This window comes from Metabacillus litoralis, assembly GCF_007994985.1.
In the GTDB taxonomy this organism is placed as follows: domain Bacteria; phylum Bacillota; class Bacilli; order Bacillales; family Bacillaceae; genus Metabacillus; species Metabacillus litoralis.
In genome coordinates, this window is the sequence record NZ_VOQF01000003.1 from 145,095 (window position 1) to 162,049 (window position 16,955).

Below are 16,955 nucleotides of genomic sequence, written 5' to 3' on the forward strand. Positions count from 1 at the left end.
TATTATTATGTTTCTTATAAAGTCTTTTCTGAAAAATTGTTGTTAATAGACATAATTATTTGTTAGAACTAAGATTTTCTCACATAAAAGGTACATTTCTTATAAGAAAAGACACCTCTAGACTTTATCCAGCGTAGTTTCCATAAGATTTCCAAATGAATACAGATTGCGATAATAGCTTAATAAAAAAAGATTGATGATTAATCATCAATCTTTTTAAACATTACATAAATTCTGCTACTAACTTATTAAACACTTCTTCATCAATCTCTAAATCAGCTTGTGATAGTGGCTGATCACTGTAACCAGTTAAAAGTTCTTGATAAGATTTTTGCTCAGTGTTTTGATAGATAAGTCCTGTTACTAATCCTTTATGCTTCATAAGTGTTTGCATTGCAGTTTCTTTACTATGTGGATCATAGCCTTCCACATCTGCTAGTTTAGTTAAATTTTCTTTAAACCAATCATAAGTGTTTACTTTGTTGTAGGTAACACAAGGACTAAACACATTGATCAGTGAAAATCCTTTATGATTAATTCCTGCTTCAATTAAGGCTGTTAAATCTTTCAAATCAGTTGAAAAGCTTTGAGCAACAAATGTTGCACCAGCTGTTAATGCCATTTCCATAACAGATAGAGCCGACTCAATTGAACCTTCTGGAGTACTCTTCGTTACAAAACCAGCATCACTACGAGGAGATGTTTGTCCTTTAGTTAATCCGTAAATTTGGTTATCCATAACAATATACGTAATATCTATGTTACGTCGGATAGCATGAATTGTATGACCCATTCCGATTGCAAAGCCGTCACCATCACCACCTGATGCAATAACAGTTAAATCTTTATTGGCCATTTTTACACCTTGAGCTATTGGTAATGATCGACCATGAATTCCATGGAAGCCATAAGAGTTAATGTAACCGGAAATACGACCTGAACAGCCAATTCCAGATACAACAGCTAACTCCTCTGGTGTTAAGCCTACATTTGCAGAAGCTCGCTGTATCGCAGCTTGAACTGAAAAATCCCCACAGCCAGGACACCAGTTTGGTTTTACATTATTTCGAAAATCTTTAAAAGTTGTCGCCATTTTATAACAACTCCTTACTTCTCGTATGAATTTCATGAGGAAGGAATGGATTACCGTCATATTTTAGTAATGATGAAATTTTCTTTGCATTCCCAACATTCATTTTTAATAAACTTGCTAATTGACCAGTAGCGTTATTTTCAACAACAATAACTTTTTTAGCAGCTTCTACTAAGGGCTCCAATTCTTGAGTTGGAAAAGGATGGATTAAACGTATTTGTGCATGGTTTACCTTAATCCCATCCTCTTCTAAACGAGTAATTGCTTCCTCTATTGTACCTCTAGTTGAGATATACCCAACAAGTAAAACGTCCGGATTTTCATGTTGGAGATTTTTATAAACAGGATTTTTAAACGATAGACCATCTAGTTTTCTAAGTCGCTTATCCATTTGTGCTACACGGTTGCTGGCTGATTCTGATGGCTTACCAGTTTCTTCATGCTCAACACCCGTTACATGGTGAATACCGTTTTTCATTCCTGGAATAACACGTGGTGAAACACCATCTTCTGTTACTTCAAAACGCTTGAAGTATGCTTTATTTTCTGATTCAGGTAAATCTTCCGTTAATAGCTTTCCGCGACGTATATTTATTTCACTATAATCTAATGGCTCCACAGTTTGTTTTCCTAAAGATAATTGAAGATCAGTTAAAAGAATAACAGGCACTTGATATTCCTCAGCTATATTAAATGCTTCTATTGTGTCATAAAATGCCTCTTGAACTGTACTTGGAGCCATTACAACTTTAGGAATTTCACCATGTGTGCCATATATCATTGCCATTAAATCCGATTGCTCCTGCTTTGTCGGTAATCCTGTACTTGGACCACCTCGTTGAGTATCAATAATAACAAGTGGTTGTTCTGTCATTCCTGAGAGTCCAATAGCTTCCATCATTAGTGATAATCCAGGACCAGCAGATGCTGTAAATGTACGTGCACCAGCATAATTAGCACCGATTGCCATTGTACATGCGGCAATTTCATCCTCTGTTTGAATAACAGCTCCACCGAATTTTGGCAATTTTTCTATTAAGTATTCCATGATTTCAGAAGCAGGTGTTATAGGATAAGCTGCCATAAAGCGAGATCCACCAGCAATTGCACCTAAAGCTATTGCATCGTTACCAATCATAAACATCCGCTTATGACCATCTGCTTTTTCAAGAAACATATCTTGTCGGTTAAAACCGAGCTCATCTTTTAAATACGCGGCACCCTTTGAAATTGCTTCCATGTTTTTTTCAACAATCTTTTCACCTTTTTTACCATATGTATCATTTACAACTTCATGATACTGATTAGGTTCAATATCTAAAATCGCACTTGTTGCACCAATTGCAACCATATTTTTCATCAATGAAGTGCCTAATTCTGTAGCAATTTCAGTAAAAGGAACAGAATATAATGTTACATTGTCACTTTCTGGAATACTCGGCTTAAATTTAGCATCCGCAAGGACAATTCCCCCATCTCTTAGCTCATGAAAATTCACATCAATTGTTTCTTGATCAAAAGCTACTAATATATCAAGATCATCAGAAATAGATCGTACCTGTTTTGTACTCACACGAATTTTGTTATTTGTATGTCCACCCTTAATACGAGAAGAAAAGTGGCGATATCCGTATAAAAAATAACCTAGTCGGTTTAATGCAATAGAGAAAACTTCACCAGTACTTTCAATACCTTCTCCTTGCTGTCCTCCAACTTTCCAAGAAAGTTGACTTATCATGTATTTACACCCCTCTATAAAGCAATGTTGAAATTTTTATATATAACTATCAGTTTATCAATAATCTTGTCGAATTTCATTATTATATCATCTGAAATTTCTTCAGACTACACTAAACGTATCAATTGTAGACTTTCCAACAAAAAAATACAAGAGTTTCACTTTAATATAGTAAAATCTTTGGCTATATCAGAAATTGATATGTTCAAGAAAATTTCGATACATAAATTTATGTACAAGTTCTTCGTTGTAATATTTTTGAAGTTCGTTAATCAATGTTTCATAACATGCATAATTATGTAAACCTTCTATTGTAACATCGATCCCATCAAAATCCGATCCAAATCCAAGCTGATTTTCACCTCCTAATCCACAAATATAATCCACATGTTTTATGACATCTGAAATTGTTGGATTATTTTTACTCGTTGTAAAAAATGGAACAAACGTCACACCTATCATGCCTTTATTTTTTAAAAGAGCGACAATTTGCTCGTCTCGTAGGTTTCTCACATGAGGACAAATCGAATAAGCATTTGAATGGGATGCAATCGGGTACTTCGCTATTTCTAGTGCTTCCCAAAAGCTTCTTTCACTAGCATGTGAAACATCTGTCCATAGCTGCTTTTCATTTAAATACTCAATAACACTTCGCCCAAAGTTTGTTAAACCACCATTTCTTTTTTCATGTGCTCCATCAGCTACCAGATTAGCAAAATTCCATGTTAAACCAACAGATCTGACTCCCAATTGGTACAATATTTGCAGATTCTTTAACTGATCTCCTATCGCATCACATCCTTCTAACGTTAAAACTGCTCCAATTTCTTGATTAGTTATTTGATCAATATCTGATTTTGTTTTTATTAGTTTTATTTCTGGATAATTCTTAACGATCTTTTCATAGAAGATCGTAATTTGTTGTAAAGCAATGTCCATTCTATTGATAAACGGAACATCTTCAGGAATAAAGATGGCAAAACACTGGATATTATTGTTCATTTTTTTTAGTTTTGAGATTGAAACCTGGAGTCTCTCATCTTGGTATACGTCTATATCAGGTTCTCTCCATAGCTTATATAATAAATCACAATGAGCATCAAATATTTTCATTACTCAAGTCTCCTTTCCATAGTGCAACCTTATCATCTTATTTTAGATATTTCGAGAGTCGATAAGTGAGTCTTATTGTTCGATAATCAGGTTAATAACCTTCTGTGTTAAGAACCTATAGAACATGACAAAACAGGGCTTGACTCTATTGAGTCAAGCCCTTGTATTATTAACATCACATATATAAAGAATCTAACGCTTTCAACGCGGCTCCACAATTAACTTAATAGCTGTTCTTTCTTCGCCATCTATTAAAATATCTGTAAAAGCAGGTATACAAATTAAGTCTACACCACTTGGTGCTACAAATCCTCTAGCAATTGCTACAGCCTTTACAGCTTGATTTAATGCACCAGCACCAATTGCTTGTATTTCTGCTCCACCACGTTCTCTTAATACCCCTGCTAATGCACCAGCTACAGAATTAGGATTTGATTTTGCTGAAACCTTTAATATTTCCATTTCTAGTTCCCCCTTAGTTTTCAATGAATCCTTGAGTGTTCATTAGAACAATCATTGGCATATCTTGTTTAAAGGCTCCCCTTACTTACCTTTAAAACAGTATTAGTTAATCATCCAATGATACTATATTCACTAGAGTTGGAAAATATTCCTGCTTGTTCGTACATTAATTCGAAATCTTCGAATAGAAGGAGGAAATGCCTATAACAAAAATCAACAGTACATCCAAGAACTAAAAAGGATTTAGTACTACAGCTGTATATCTAAGATCCAGACATTTAGTTTACAACTTAAGTTAAGCGTGAAACATGTGTTTATTGATGAAGAGCTCTTTTACTTATTCAAAAAACATATGATCATCATTAATTAGGATACGCTCAATTTTACTGGCTTTTCCAGTTTTATCTTCTATATCAATAATAACTCCACTTAATTGTTTACGACCTTCAGCGACATCGTGGCGCACAGGTAAACTTGTTAGAAAACGTTTTAAGATCATATCTTTATCCACACCCAATATTCCATCATAAGGACCTGTCATACCTACATCTGTTATATAAGCTGTACCTTTATCTAATATTCTATTGTCAGAGGTTTGAACATGTGTATGTGTACCTACTACAGCAGAAACTCGACCATTCAAATACCAGCCCATTGCTTGTTTTTCACTAGTTGCCTCTGCATGAAAATCAACAAAGATAATGGATGTTCGCTTCTGAGCTTCTTCTATCAATTCATCAGCTTTTCTAAATGGACAATCTGATGGTGGTAAAAACGCTCGACCTTGTAAATTTATAACAGCAATTTCTTTTCCCCCAACCGTAACAAAGACCATCCCTTTACCAGGGTTATCAACTGGAAAATTTGCTGGTCTGATCATTTTCGTTGCTTTATCTATAAACTCAAAGATTTCACGATTATCCCAAGTATGATTCCCCATCGTCACTACATGTGCACCATTCTCGATAAATTGCTGGTACATTTTCTCAGTAATCCCTCGACCGTGTGCTGCATTTTCTCCGTTGATTATTACAGCTTGCGGACGAAATTTAGTTTTTAATTTAGGTAAATACTCTTTAATCATTTCACGACCTGGTGATCCAAAAACATCACCAATAAACAATAACTTCATAATTGAAAGCCCTCTCTGTCATATTAATTTAAATTTCTTATAAGACTGCCTATATGTATAAATTGCTGTATTTCTTTATAAAGTTTCAATTATTTCTTAACCTATTTATGTTCCTACTTAGTGTTACACAAAAAACTCAAAAAATAAAGCGGTGCATCTCTGCACCACTTTATTATTTTGCATATTCAACTGCCCTTGTTTCACGAATTACCGTTACTTTAATATGACCAGGATAGTCTAATTCTTCTTCAATTCGTTTTCGTATATCTCTCGCTAAGCGATGTGCTTGTAAATCATCAATACTATCAGGTTTAACCATGATACGAACTTCACGTCCAGCCTGAATTGCAAATGACTTTTCAACACCCTCATAAGATTCAGAGATTTCCTCAAGCTTTTCAAGACGACGAATGTAGTTTTCAAGTGTTTCACTACGTGCGCCTGGTCTAGCAGCAGACAATGCATCAGCTGCTGCAACGATCACTGCTATAATTGACGTTGGCTCTGTATCACCATGATGAGATGCTATACTGTTGATAACAACAGGATGTTCTTTGTACTTTGTACCAAGTTCTACACCAATTTCAACATGACTTCCTTCAACTTCATGGTCAATTGCTTTACCGATGTCATGTAATAAACCCGCTCGTTTAGCTAACATCACATCTTCACCAAGTTCTGCAGCCATTAATCCAGATAAATAAGCTACCTCAGTTGAATGCTTTAATACATTTTGGCCATAGCTTGTACGGAATTTCAAACGACCAAGAATCTTAATTAAATCTGGATGCAAACCATGTACACCAACTTCAAAAGTTGTTTGCTCTCCAGTTTCTCGGATGTATTCGTCTACCTCTCGACGAGATTTTTCGACCATCTCTTCAATACGTGCAGGATGAATACGTCCATCTTGAACAAGCTTATCAAGAGCAATTCTTGCTGTTTCACGTCGAATAGGGTCAAAGCCTGATAAAATAACTGCCTCTGGTGTATCATCAATGATAAGATCAATACCCGTTAATGTTTCTAACGTTCGTATATTACGACCTTCACGTCCAATAATACGCCCCTTCATTTCATCATTTGGAAGGTTAACAACTGAAACTGTTGTTTCAGCTACATGATCTGCCGCACATCTTTGAATAGCAAGTGACAGGATTTCTTTCGCCTTTTTATCTGCCTCTTCTTTTGCACGATTTTCGCTATCTTTAATCATTATAGCGATATCATGTGTGAGTTCATTTTCTACCTTTTCAAGAATGATTGACTTAGCTTCATCTCGAGTAAGGCTAGATACGCGTTCTAGCTCTGTTTGCTGTTTACGCACAATCTCGTCCACTTTGCTTTCCATCTCTTCAATATGCTGTTGTCTGTCATTAAGAGAATCTTCTTTTTTCTCTAGCATAACTTCACGTTTATCTAAAGACTCGTTCTTACGATCGAGATTCTCTTCTTTTTGTAATAAGCGATTTTCTTGTTTTTGAAGTTCATTCCTTCTTTCACGAACTTCTTGTTCTGCTTCTGTTCGCAACTTATGGATTTCATCTTTAGCTTCAAGAAGCGCTTCCTTTTTCGTTGCCTCTGCATCACGTTTTGCTTCTTCAATTATCTGCTCAGCAGCATTATTAGCTCCAGCAATTTTCGCTTCTGCAATAGATTTACGAACAAAATAGCCAACAACTGCACCGACGATTAGGCCAAGCAAAATGGAGATGATTATTGATACTATGTCCATCATTACACCTCCTCTTGCTATGAACTTGTTTTTCTAGATTAAAGTGTCGGCATGTACATTGTTCAATTTAAGTTGTCAACATACAGCACAAAGCTTTCTGATCATGTTGAACTTTGCGTCTTTTATAAGTTTTTAGGAAGACCATTTCAAGTACCAACATTTTGTTTGCTTTTTAAAATTCTTCAATCATCATTCTACAAAATTGTAAAATATACATCCTAATTGTAAATCTGTGAATTTTTATTGTCAAGCCTATGACCGTAGTGATTTCAGTGTTTCTAGCGAATTTGTTGAATAAATCATTAAATCAACGAGAATAATTGTTGCTTTTTGTCGAAGTGTGTCACGTGATTAGCAGATATTTTTCGACATACTATGATTATATGGAGCTTTGTAATGATCATGTAAGGTGTTACATCTTCACTCATTGATTTTACGACAATATTCAAGCAGAATCACGCTTTCAAACATTACGGGATTTCCTATGGCAGTGGTTTACCAATCTATTTAGAAGTATATTTTTGAAGAAATATTTTTTTATAATAACTTATTTTCACCCAATAACTTAGTAATATACAAAATATTTATGTAATATTTAAATTTAAACAAAAAAAGGGCATATCTGCCCTTTTATACTGCCTTACTCTCCTAATAGGTTTAATTCTTCATTCTCAGGAGCAATTACTTCTTCATCTAATCCATAATGCTTACGGATTTTCTCTTGAATCTCAAGTCTAATTGCTGGATTCTCTTTTAGGAATTGCTTGGCATTTTCGCGACCTTGACCTAAGCGCTCTTCATTGTACGAATACCAAGAACCACTTTTTTGCACAAGATCAATATCTGTACCTAAGTCGACAATTTCCCCTTCTTTAGAGATTCCCTCACCATACATAATGTCTACCTCAGCAACTTTAAAAGGAGGAGCAACTTTATTTTTCACAACTTTAATTTTCGTTTTGTTACCAACCATGTCATTTCCTTGCTTTAGTGTCTCTGCTCTACGAACCTCTAAACGCACAGATGAATAGAATTTAAGCGCACGACCACCAGGAGTAGTTTCGGGATTTCCAAACATTACACCAATTTTTTCACGAATTTGGTTGATGAAAATAGCAATTGTTTTTGATTTATTAATAGAACCTGATAATTTACGTAAAGCCTGTGACATTAAACGTGCTTGAAGACCAACATGAGAATCACCCATCTCACCTTCAATTTCAGCTTTTGGTACTAGAGCTGCAACTGAGTCAATTACAAGAATATCTACTGCTCCACTACGTACAAGAGCTTCAGCTATTTCAAGTGCTTGTTCACCAGTATCAGGTTGTGATAATAATAGTTCATCAATATTAACACCGAGCTTTTGAGCATATACAGGATCAAGAGCGTGTTCTGCATCAATAAATGCAGCTTGACCACCTTGTTGTTGTACTTCTGCAATTGCATGAAGAGCAACAGTGGTTTTACCAGAGCTCTCAGGACCATATATTTCTATTATTCTACCACGTGGATATCCACCTACCCCTAATGCAGCATCAAGTGCAAGTGAACCACTTGGTGAAGTTAAAATCTTTCTATCTGTTTGTTCACCTAACTTCATTATAGAACCTTTACCGAATTGTTTCTCTATTTGTTTTAACGCCATATCTAAGGCAGCTTGACGATCGCTCACAAAATTTCCTCCTCTAAATGAATCTATAATAAATATAACGCATTTTATATCATTTGCCAAGTGAAAACCGAACATTTATTCGATTGTTTTAGCTATGAAGTTTTCTTCATAATTATATTTTATCTTACTAAAAAATTCTATTTTCTCAGCATAATAACATGTGGAAACTCAATTTTAAAATTTATTATTTAATTTCGAAGAAAAAAGATCTGAATAAGTACCAGATCTTTTTTCATCAATTAGTATATCATTCTATTTCATTTAATAGTTTGACCAAATAGTGACATCCATACTTTACCGTCTTTAGTCTTATTCCGTTTCTGGATCCTGCTAAATTTAAGTTATACACCTTTGTATAATCATCACTAAGTGATATACCGATAAAGACCGTACCAACTGGTTTATTTTCCTGTGTAGTGGGTCCAGCAACACCAGTAAAGCTTATTCCTATATCACTACCAGTAAGCTTGCGTATTTGTTTAGCCATTTCATTTGCACATTGTTCACTCACTGCACCATATGTTTCAAGAATGTGTTGATCTACTTGTAAAATTCTATGCTTAACATCATTCGTGTATCCAACAATACTTCCGTTGAAAATGATTCCTGCACCCTCTAGTGCTGTAATATGCTCTGAAAACATCCCACCAGTTAAACTTTCTGCAGCGGCGATTGTTTTTTTCTTCTCCATCAGAATATTTTTCAGCTCATTAACAATTGTTGTTTGTTCATAACCATAGAAAAACACACCAACACGTTCATTTATTTTATTCTCTATTTCATCTAATAGCTTATTAGCTACTTTTTCGTCTTTATGCTTTGCTGTTAGTCTTAAAGTAACTTCTCCATCTGCTGCTAAAGGAGCTATTGTAGGATTGGTTTGTTGATCAATTAAATCTTGAATATCTGTTTCTAATTGAGATTCTCCAATACCAAAAAAACGTAAAACCCGTGAAGTTAATCTATCTTGAAGGCCTAATTTTTCATGAAAGTATTCTATACCATATTTATTAAACATAGGTCTCAGTTCACTAGGTGGACCAGGTAATAGCATGTATGTTATTTCATTCACTTGGAAAGCCATGCCGGGAGCCATACCATAGTCATTTCTTAATATGTATGAACCATCTATAACAAGTGCCTGCTTTTTATTGTTTTCAGACATGACACGTTTTGTTTGAGTAAAATATTGCTCAATGCTTTGTAATGCATGTTGATCAAAGTTAAGTGTTTTACCAACTGCTTTTGAAACAGTTTCTTTCGTTAAATCATCTTTAGTAGGTCCTAAGCCTCCAGTAAATATAATTACATTAGATCTTTTTTGCGCAATTTCAATAGCTTGTTCAAGACGTGCTGGGTTATCACCAACTACTGTATGATAGTATACATTTAGACCAAGCTCTGCTAATTGCTGTGATAAAAATTGTGCATTACTATTAACGATTTGACCAAGCAATAACTCAGATCCAACAGCAATTATTTCAGTACGAATATTCATTGTTTACCTCCTTAGAATAAACGTTATTTTGAGTTAATAAACGCTTGTTTATTTTTAATAAAATAATCCCAACCAGAATAAACAGTAAAAAATGTTGCAACCCATAAAGAAATAGAAGCAAAAGGCAGATTAATAAATTCGAAAGGAATATTATGTAATAAAAGAGCTGAAATTGCTATAATTTGCGCCCAAGTTTTAATTTTACCTAACATATTAGCTGCTACTACTTCACCCTCACCTGCTAAAACAAGTCTTAACCCTGTAACTGCAAACTCACGACTAATAATAAGAATGACCATCCATGCAGGAGCAAGTTCAAGATCGACCAAGATAATGAGTGCAGCAGAAACTAATAACTTGTCTGCTAGAGGATCTAAGAATTTTCCAAGGTTTGTAACCATATTTAATTTTCTTGCATAATACCCATCAATCCAATCTGTAGTTGAGGCGATAATAAAGATGATTGCTCCTATAAAATGTGTTAGTAAAATAGACTCTGACCCTAATGTCAATGTTCCCCATTCAAATGGAGCAAGCATAATTAGCATAAATACTGGAATTAAGAAAATTCGTGAGATTGTTATTTTATTCGGTAAGTTCATAATACATATCCTCCGTATTCGTTTGTTTGTGAAATGGTACTTTTTTTCTTCCAATTAAAACAGGACGACTCCGAGAATGTCAGAGCTCTCCTTAAGATATTCGTGAAACAAACTTCATACCTTAGGAGAGGTTTTAGACATTCTTTGAGTCAGTCCCTATTCTTTCATATAAATAATTGTAATATTTTGAGGAGTTTTCTTCGTATCCTCATATTTTAAAAGCTCACCATTGATTTTCAAATCTGTTCCAGGGACGTTGCCAACCCTCACTGTAATTTCAGATTCTGCTGAGAAATCATTTGCTTGTGTTTCTCCTTTTGGAATTTCCTCACCAAAAAAGGTTTTTCCTTTACCATTTTTAATACCCACCCATGTACGGTCTTTTGCGATGACCTCTAACTCAAACTTATCTGTTCCTGAAAGTTCATATACTGTATTTGAACCATTAACTTCTTTAAATGTTAAGGTTTGTACAGGTTTTTCTTCCTCAGGGGGAGCACTTTCCTCATCATCAGCTACAGGTTCTTCATCTGTTATTTCTGTTTCTGTTTCTGTTTCATCTTCAGATGCAACATTATCAATTTTCTCGAATTCACTATCATTTACTTCAGTTATGTTTGTTTCATTTTCATTTTCCTGATCATTTACCGCTGCATTTTGTCTCCAAATCCAAAAGCCAACTGCGATAATTAAAATGAGCAAAATCAAACCAAATTTAGGAAGTAACTCAACAAACTTAGACGCAGTTTTGGGTAATTCTCTTTGCGTTTTCACTCGTGAAAGTTGTTCAGGGACATCCTCTTTATATGTAGTTGGTACTTCATTCTTGAATTCCTCAAAAAGATCATCTGCATTCAAATTAACAGCTTCAGCATATTGTTTAATAAATGCTCTTGCATAAAATTTCCCTGGCATCATAGAGTAATTACCCTCTTCAATACCTAATAAATATCTTTTTTGAATTTTTGTTATAGCTTGAAGGTCATCTAAACTAATATTTCTTTCCTCTCTTGCTTGTTTCAGTCGATTTCCTAATTCACTCAACCGTAACACCCCATAATTAAAAGTCAAAGCCTGAAAGACTTGGAGAATCAAACCTCATTTGTGGTTCTTCAACATCTTTATACGTAATTTCTTCGTCAGGATCATTGCGAATTTCTATTATATAATCGAAATCATCAATTGTATATTCTGTATTTTGAACAAAAATATCTGGATGCTCTACTACCTTGGTTGCAGATAGTCTCATGATCTCTCTAACTAACTGTAAATGCTTTTCAGATCCTCGTCTAGTAGATACTATACCATCTATAATAAATACATTATCTTCACTATATTCATCAGCAATCAACTGACTTCTAATTGTTTGCTTAAGAAGTGTTGATGAAACAAATAACCATTTTTTATTGGCATTAACACTTGAAGCAACTATTGATTCAGTTTTACCTACCCTAGGCATTCCACGAATCCCCACTAACTTATGACCATCTTGCTTATATAATTCTGCCATAAAATCAACTAAGAGTCCAAGCTCATCTCTTACAAACCGAAATGTTTTTTTATCATCTGCATCTCTTTGTATATATCTTCCGTGTCGAACTGCTAAACGATCTCGGAGCTTAGGTACACGTAGCTTTGTAACAGTTATATTGTCCATTGTATTTAATATTGATTCAAGTCTTCTTACTTGATTATTACTTTCACACTTTAACAATAATCCTCGACGTGAATCATCTACACCATTGATCGTCACAATATTTATTGATAACATCCCTAATAAAGATGCAACATCACCTAGAAGACCAGGTCGGTTTTTTTGTATTTCATATTCTAAATACCATTCATATGGCAAAATAAACCCTCCTTATTAGAAGGCTCTGTTAAATTTCATAAAGATTTTGTTGCTACTGGTGGTATTAACAAAGCCATATAAATAAAAGTTCGAATCATCTTCATTATATCATATATGATTTTTCCAAAAGATGAAAGATTTAAAAGAGGTATGAGGAAAATAACTAAGAATAAGTACATTGAAAAAAGAGAGGAAATCTCCTCTCTTAATTAGAACCGTTATCTTGAACAAGCTTAACCATCATGTTAGCAATAGCGTGCTGTTCTTGCTCTGACGCTACACTCCATAAATCTGCTAGTACTTTTTCTTGAGGATTTTTAGCTTCTACTTGCTTAGCTAAATAATCGCCGATTTCAAAAGCTAAATTAGAAATAACTTGATCATTCATACCTTCGTTTTGTGCATGATCTAAACGATCACCAAGAAAACCTTTCCACTCATTCCAATTATCTAAAACAGACATAGGAGTACCTCCTTTTTTTATTGTTACATGTGTATTATTCCTTTAGGAAAAACATTTTATTCAAATAAATAAAGAAACCTTTAAATCCATCCCCCATCAACTGATATTACTTGTCCAGTTATGTAAGAGGATTTTTCAGAAGCTAAAAATACGACAGCTTCAGCTACTTCGTTAGGATGCCCCAATCGACCTATAGGAATTCCTTCTGATAATTCTTCTAATTCATCTTTATTAAAATTTGAAAGCATATTGGTTGAAATTGCACCTGGAGCTATCGCGTTTACTCTCACTTTACTTGGACCTACTTCTTTTGCCAGAGCCTTTACAAAGGAATTTTGCCCTCCCTTGACCATTGAATATAAAACTTCACATGAAGCACCAGTTATTCCCCATATTGACGAAATAACAATAATATTCCCTGATTTTTTACTAATCATTGGGGGTAGTAATTTTTGCGCTAAGCGAAAAGGGCTTGATATATGTAATTGAATCATTTGATCTATTTCCTGATCATTCATATCTGTTATTAATCCATAGAAACTATTACCGCTATTTAATACAAGTAAATCAATTGGGACTGAAATTTGATGAATTAGTTCATTAACACCAGATATAGTAGACAGGTCTGCTTGAACTGGAATGATCTTACTTTCACTACCTGTGAATTTTTCAATAAACTCCTTAATTGCTGTTTCATTTTTATTAAAATGAACATATAGTGAATACCCTTCATTCAATAATTTTTCTGCTATGGCAGCTCCAATCCCTCCACTAGCACCTGTTATTAATGCGAATTTCCCCATTTAAATGAACTCCTTAAGGTCTTATTATATTTGGTATTTAAAAAGGTCTGACTATTTGTCAGACCTTTTTAGTATATCATCTATATTTTAGTCATGTTACTTTGGAATAACCTGACAAACTGAAAATAATTTCTCTTCCACAGCTTCATTCAAAACCTGATTTATGTCTTCTTTTGTTAAAGATTCCAATGTAGGAACAACATCAAAGAGGTTCATATCATTAAAAGCATATCTTGTGAATTGATTTGCAATATATTCAGGTGAATTAACAGCCCTTAAAAATGAACCAATTTTTTTCTTTTTCGTAGCATCAAACTGACTAAAATCTCCACCATCTTTTTTTGCTGTAATAAGGATATTTTTGATTTTTTCTGCCAAAAGATCTGGATTATTTGTATCCCCACCGATCATTGCAAAGCCGAAGCCTTTTTCTTCTGTATAATCATAGCTAAATGTATCATCAATTAAGCCTTCACCATATAATTCCTCATAATGATTAGAGCTTTTACTAAAGAGCATATCTAAAATAATATTCATTGAAAGCTCATATTTTAATAATTCTTTCCCAACTCTTTTAGGATTTTTAGCTTTTAATCCTACTAAACATTTTGAGCTTTGCACATTCATTCGTAGTTTTTCAATTGACTTATATACCTCGTCTTCTTCAATAGGGAATTCCCTTTTAATTTCTTCTTGATTTGTAAAATCCTTTTTCTGTTGATTTTCTCTAACCTGATTCAAAATTTTCTCTGGCTCTACTGCACCGACAACAAATAAAAGCATGTTACTTGGATGATAAAAAGTATTGTAACATTCATATAGCGAATCCTTTGTTATTTTAGCAATAGACTCTTCTGTTCCAGCTATATCGATTCTAACTGGATGATTTTGATATAAGTTTTGAATGAGCCCAAAATATAAGCGCCAGTCTGGGTTATCATCATACATATTTATTTCTTGCCCTATGATACCTTTTTCCTTCTCAACTGTTTTTTCCGAAAAGTAAGGTGTTTGAACGAAATCAATTAATGTTTCCAGGTTTTTATCAACATTACTTGTGCTAGAAAATAAATAAGCTGTTCTTGTAAATGATGTAAATGCATTTGCTGATGCACCTTGTTTACTAAATTGCTGAAATACATCACCATCTTCTTTTTCAAAAAGCTTGTGTTCAAGAAAATGAGCAATGCCGTCTGGAACTGATATTGATTTCTCCTCATTAAGAGGCACAAATTTATTATCGATTGATCCATATTTTGTTGTAAATGTTGCATATGTTTTGTTAAATCCTTTTTTGGGCAAAACATAGACTTCAAGACCGTTCTCCATTTTTTCATGATAAAGTGTTTCTTCTAATTGATCAAAACGAATAGGATTTGTCATACATTCCCCCCCATTCCTTTAAGAAAATAAATAGTATCCAGTTCAATTTTGTTAGCTACCTGTATTACCTCTTCTTTTGAAACATTATCAATGCCATTTAGATAGTCATCAAAGGAGCGATGAATGTTAGCAATCACATTATGATAGACGATTTCAACTAAACCATATGGTGTATCAACTGTTTCAAGCAGCTGGTTTCGGATCACAGCCTGTGTTTGCTCAAATTCTTCATTTGAAAATTCACCATTTTTCATGGCATTCATTTGTTCTTTTATAATTGTCACAGCCTGCTTATAATTCTGTTCTTCAATGCCTGACATTACCATTAATAGCCCTTTATGACTCTCAACTCTAGATGCCGCATAATATGCTAAACTTGCTTTTTCACGGACGTTTATGAATAGCTTTGAATGAGAAAATCCTCCAAAAATTCCATTAAACACTTGAAGAGCATAATAATCATCATCTTTATACGTACTATTTGTTCGATATCCTATATTTAACTTCCCTTGTTTTACATCCTGCTCTTCAAAAACCTCTGTTTCCTTTACAGACTTTTGCTTTTCTGGTTCAGCTGTTCGCTGAGAAGTATTAGTAAAGTTAAAATATTTCTTAACAAAACCTTCTACTTCTTCTTGCTTTGTATCACCCACAACATACATGTCGATTTTGTCAGATGTTATTGATGTTTTGTAATATTCATATAGAGTTTCACCAGTGATTTGATCAACTTGATTAATTTCACCATTTACATGTAGAGCATAAGGTTCATCTTTACACATTTCTTGAACTAATCGTAAATTTGAATATCTCATTTTATCATCATAAACTGCCTGAATACGTTGTTTAAGAGTACGTTTCTCCTGTGTTACAACATCTTCTTTAAAAACTCCATTTTCGATAACAGGTTCAAGTAAAATCTCTGATAATAATTTCACTGCTTTTTCAAGTAATGGAGATGAGTCCTTTAAAAATTTTTCATTTGCAATTTCCATCCGGAATGAAATGATATGATTCTCACCTTTTTTTGCAAGATCAACATGTAGTGTTGCTCCATATAATTCATCTAAATGCTGTCTTAGACTTGTGCTCGTAGGATAAGACTTTGTACCTCTCTGAAGAACATAAGGCAATAATGCTCTATTAGTAACATCAGTTTCATTCAATGGTGCTAATAGCTTTAGTACAATTGTATTTGTTTTAAATTTTGTTGTAGAAATAGTATGTAATGACATTCCGTTTATTTCTACAAGTTGCTCATCTATGTACGACATTTTGAACCTCCTTTTATTGACAGTTTTGCTTGTAATTATAACAATACGAGGATAATAAAGGAAATAATACACTTTTTTACTCTTTAATTAGTCTTTCTAAGCAATTTATTATTTATACATAATTAAAGAAGA

The 16,955-nt window shown here is 33.9% G+C and carries 15 protein-coding genes; all 15 read right to left on the minus strand.

What is annotated here, in order from left to right:
- Positions 1–223 precede the first annotated feature (223 nt).
- On the minus strand, positions 224–1,093 hold the full coding sequence (locus FS935_RS05740) for a 2-oxoacid:ferredoxin oxidoreductase subunit beta (protein WP_146946627.1): 870 nt from the start codon (positions 1,091–1,093) through the stop codon (positions 224–226).
- Between the two features lies 1 nt (position 1,094).
- On the minus strand, positions 1,095–2,831 hold the full coding sequence (locus tag FS935_RS05745) for a 2-oxoacid:acceptor oxidoreductase subunit alpha (RefSeq protein WP_146946628.1): 1,737 nt from the start codon (positions 2,829–2,831) through the stop codon (positions 1,095–1,097).
- A 189-nt stretch (positions 2,832–3,020) separates the two neighbouring features.
- Positions 3,021–3,944: a dipeptidase gene (locus tag FS935_RS05750; RefSeq protein ID WP_146946629.1), complete on the minus strand. Its 924-nt coding sequence runs from the start codon at positions 3,942–3,944 to the stop codon at positions 3,021–3,023.
- Between the two features lie 201 nt (positions 3,945–4,145).
- A complete protein-coding gene (gene spoVS, locus FS935_RS05755; RefSeq protein WP_010193268.1) occupies positions 4,146–4,406 on the minus strand; it encodes a stage V sporulation protein SpoVS in 261 nt (86 codons plus the stop codon).
- A gap of 337 nt (positions 4,407–4,743) precedes the next feature.
- The gene (ymdB, locus tag FS935_RS05760; RefSeq protein WP_146946630.1) at positions 4,744–5,538 is read right to left on the minus strand and encodes a 2',3'-cyclic-nucleotide 2'-phosphodiesterase; all 795 of its coding nucleotides are present in this window, start codon (positions 5,536–5,538) and stop codon (positions 4,744–4,746) included.
- A gap of 172 nt (positions 5,539–5,710) precedes the next feature.
- Positions 5,711–7,273 (minus strand): ribonuclease Y, encoded by a 1,563-nt coding sequence (rny, locus tag FS935_RS05765; protein ID WP_420828002.1) that lies wholly within the window; start codon positions 7,271–7,273, stop codon positions 5,711–5,713.
- Positions 7,274–7,913: 640 nt separating this feature from the next.
- Positions 7,914–8,948, minus strand: coding sequence for a recombinase RecA (recA, locus tag FS935_RS05770; RefSeq protein WP_146946632.1), 1,035 nt, complete (start codon positions 8,946–8,948; stop codon positions 7,914–7,916).
- Between the two features lie 247 nt (positions 8,949–9,195).
- Complete coding sequence (locus FS935_RS05775; RefSeq protein WP_275669579.1) at positions 9,196–10,446, minus strand: competence/damage-inducible protein A; 1,251 nt, start codon at positions 10,444–10,446, stop codon at positions 9,196–9,198.
- A 23-nt stretch (positions 10,447–10,469) separates the two neighbouring features.
- The gene (pgsA, locus tag FS935_RS05780; protein WP_146947078.1) at positions 10,470–11,051 is read right to left on the minus strand and encodes a CDP-diacylglycerol--glycerol-3-phosphate 3-phosphatidyltransferase; all 582 of its coding nucleotides are present in this window, start codon (positions 11,049–11,051) and stop codon (positions 10,470–10,472) included.
- 153 nt (positions 11,052–11,204) lie between these two features.
- Positions 11,205–12,092, minus strand: coding sequence for a helix-turn-helix domain-containing protein (locus FS935_RS05785; RefSeq protein ID WP_158638550.1), 888 nt, complete (start codon positions 12,090–12,092; stop codon positions 11,205–11,207).
- A 16-nt stretch (positions 12,093–12,108) separates the two neighbouring features.
- A complete protein-coding gene (locus tag FS935_RS05790; RefSeq protein WP_146946634.1) occupies positions 12,109–12,903 on the minus strand; it encodes a DUF3388 domain-containing protein in 795 nt (264 codons plus the stop codon).
- Between the two features lie 202 nt (positions 12,904–13,105).
- Positions 13,106–13,363 (minus strand): DUF3243 domain-containing protein, encoded by a 258-nt coding sequence (locus FS935_RS05795; RefSeq protein ID WP_146946635.1) that lies wholly within the window; start codon positions 13,361–13,363, stop codon positions 13,106–13,108.
- A gap of 80 nt (positions 13,364–13,443) precedes the next feature.
- Positions 13,444–14,166 (minus strand): elongation factor P 5-aminopentanone reductase, encoded by a 723-nt coding sequence (gene ymfI, locus FS935_RS05800; protein ID WP_146946636.1) that lies wholly within the window; start codon positions 14,164–14,166, stop codon positions 13,444–13,446.
- A 96-nt stretch (positions 14,167–14,262) separates the two neighbouring features.
- On the minus strand, positions 14,263–15,549 hold the full coding sequence (gene yfmH, locus FS935_RS05805) for an EF-P 5-aminopentanol modification-associated protein YfmH (protein WP_146946637.1): 1,287 nt from the start codon (positions 15,547–15,549) through the stop codon (positions 14,263–14,265).
- Entirely contained in the window at positions 15,546–16,823 is a 1,278-nt protein-coding gene (yfmF, locus tag FS935_RS05810; protein ID WP_146946638.1) for an EF-P 5-aminopentanol modification-associated protein YfmF, read from the minus strand. The genes yfmH and yfmF overlap by 4 nt, the downstream gene beginning before the upstream one ends.
- Positions 16,824–16,955: the final 132 nt, after the last annotated feature.

Bases quoted from the DNA above. Each gene is read 5' to 3' on its own strand.
- FS935_RS05740 (WP_146946627.1), bottom strand. From the start codon at position 1,093: ATGGCGACAACTTTTAAAGATTTTCGAAATAATGTAAAACCAAACTGG.
- FS935_RS05745 (WP_146946628.1), bottom strand. From the start codon at position 2,831: ATGATAAGTCAACTTTCTTGGAAAGTTGGAGGACAGCAAGGAGAAGGT.
- FS935_RS05750 (WP_146946629.1), bottom strand. From the start codon at position 3,944: ATGAAAATATTTGATGCTCATTGTGATTTATTATATAAGCTATGGAGA.
- spoVS (WP_010193268.1), bottom strand. From the start codon at position 4,406: ATGGAAATATTAAAGGTTTCAGCAAAATCAAATCCTAATTCTGTAGCT.
- ymdB (WP_146946630.1), bottom strand. From the start codon at position 5,538: ATGAAGTTATTGTTTATTGGTGATGTTTTTGGATCACCAGGTCGTGAA.
- rny (WP_420828002.1), bottom strand. From the start codon at position 7,273: ATGGACATAGTATCAATAATCATCTCCATTTTGCTTGGCCTAATCGTC.
- FS935_RS05775 (WP_275669579.1), bottom strand. From the start codon at position 10,446: ATGAATATTCGTACTGAAATAATTGCTGTTGGATCTGAGTTATTGCTT.
- FS935_RS05795 (WP_146946635.1), bottom strand. From the start codon at position 13,363: ATGTCTGTTTTAGATAATTGGAATGAGTGGAAAGGTTTTCTTGGTGAT.
- ymfI (WP_146946636.1), bottom strand. From the start codon at position 14,166: ATGGGGAAATTCGCATTAATAACAGGTGCTAGTGGAGGGATTGGAGCT.
- yfmH (WP_146946637.1), bottom strand. From the start codon at position 15,549: ATGACAAATCCTATTCGTTTTGATCAATTAGAAGAAACACTTTATCAT.
- yfmF (WP_146946638.1), bottom strand. From the start codon at position 16,823: ATGTCGTACATAGATGAGCAACTTGTAGAAATAAACGGAATGTCATTA.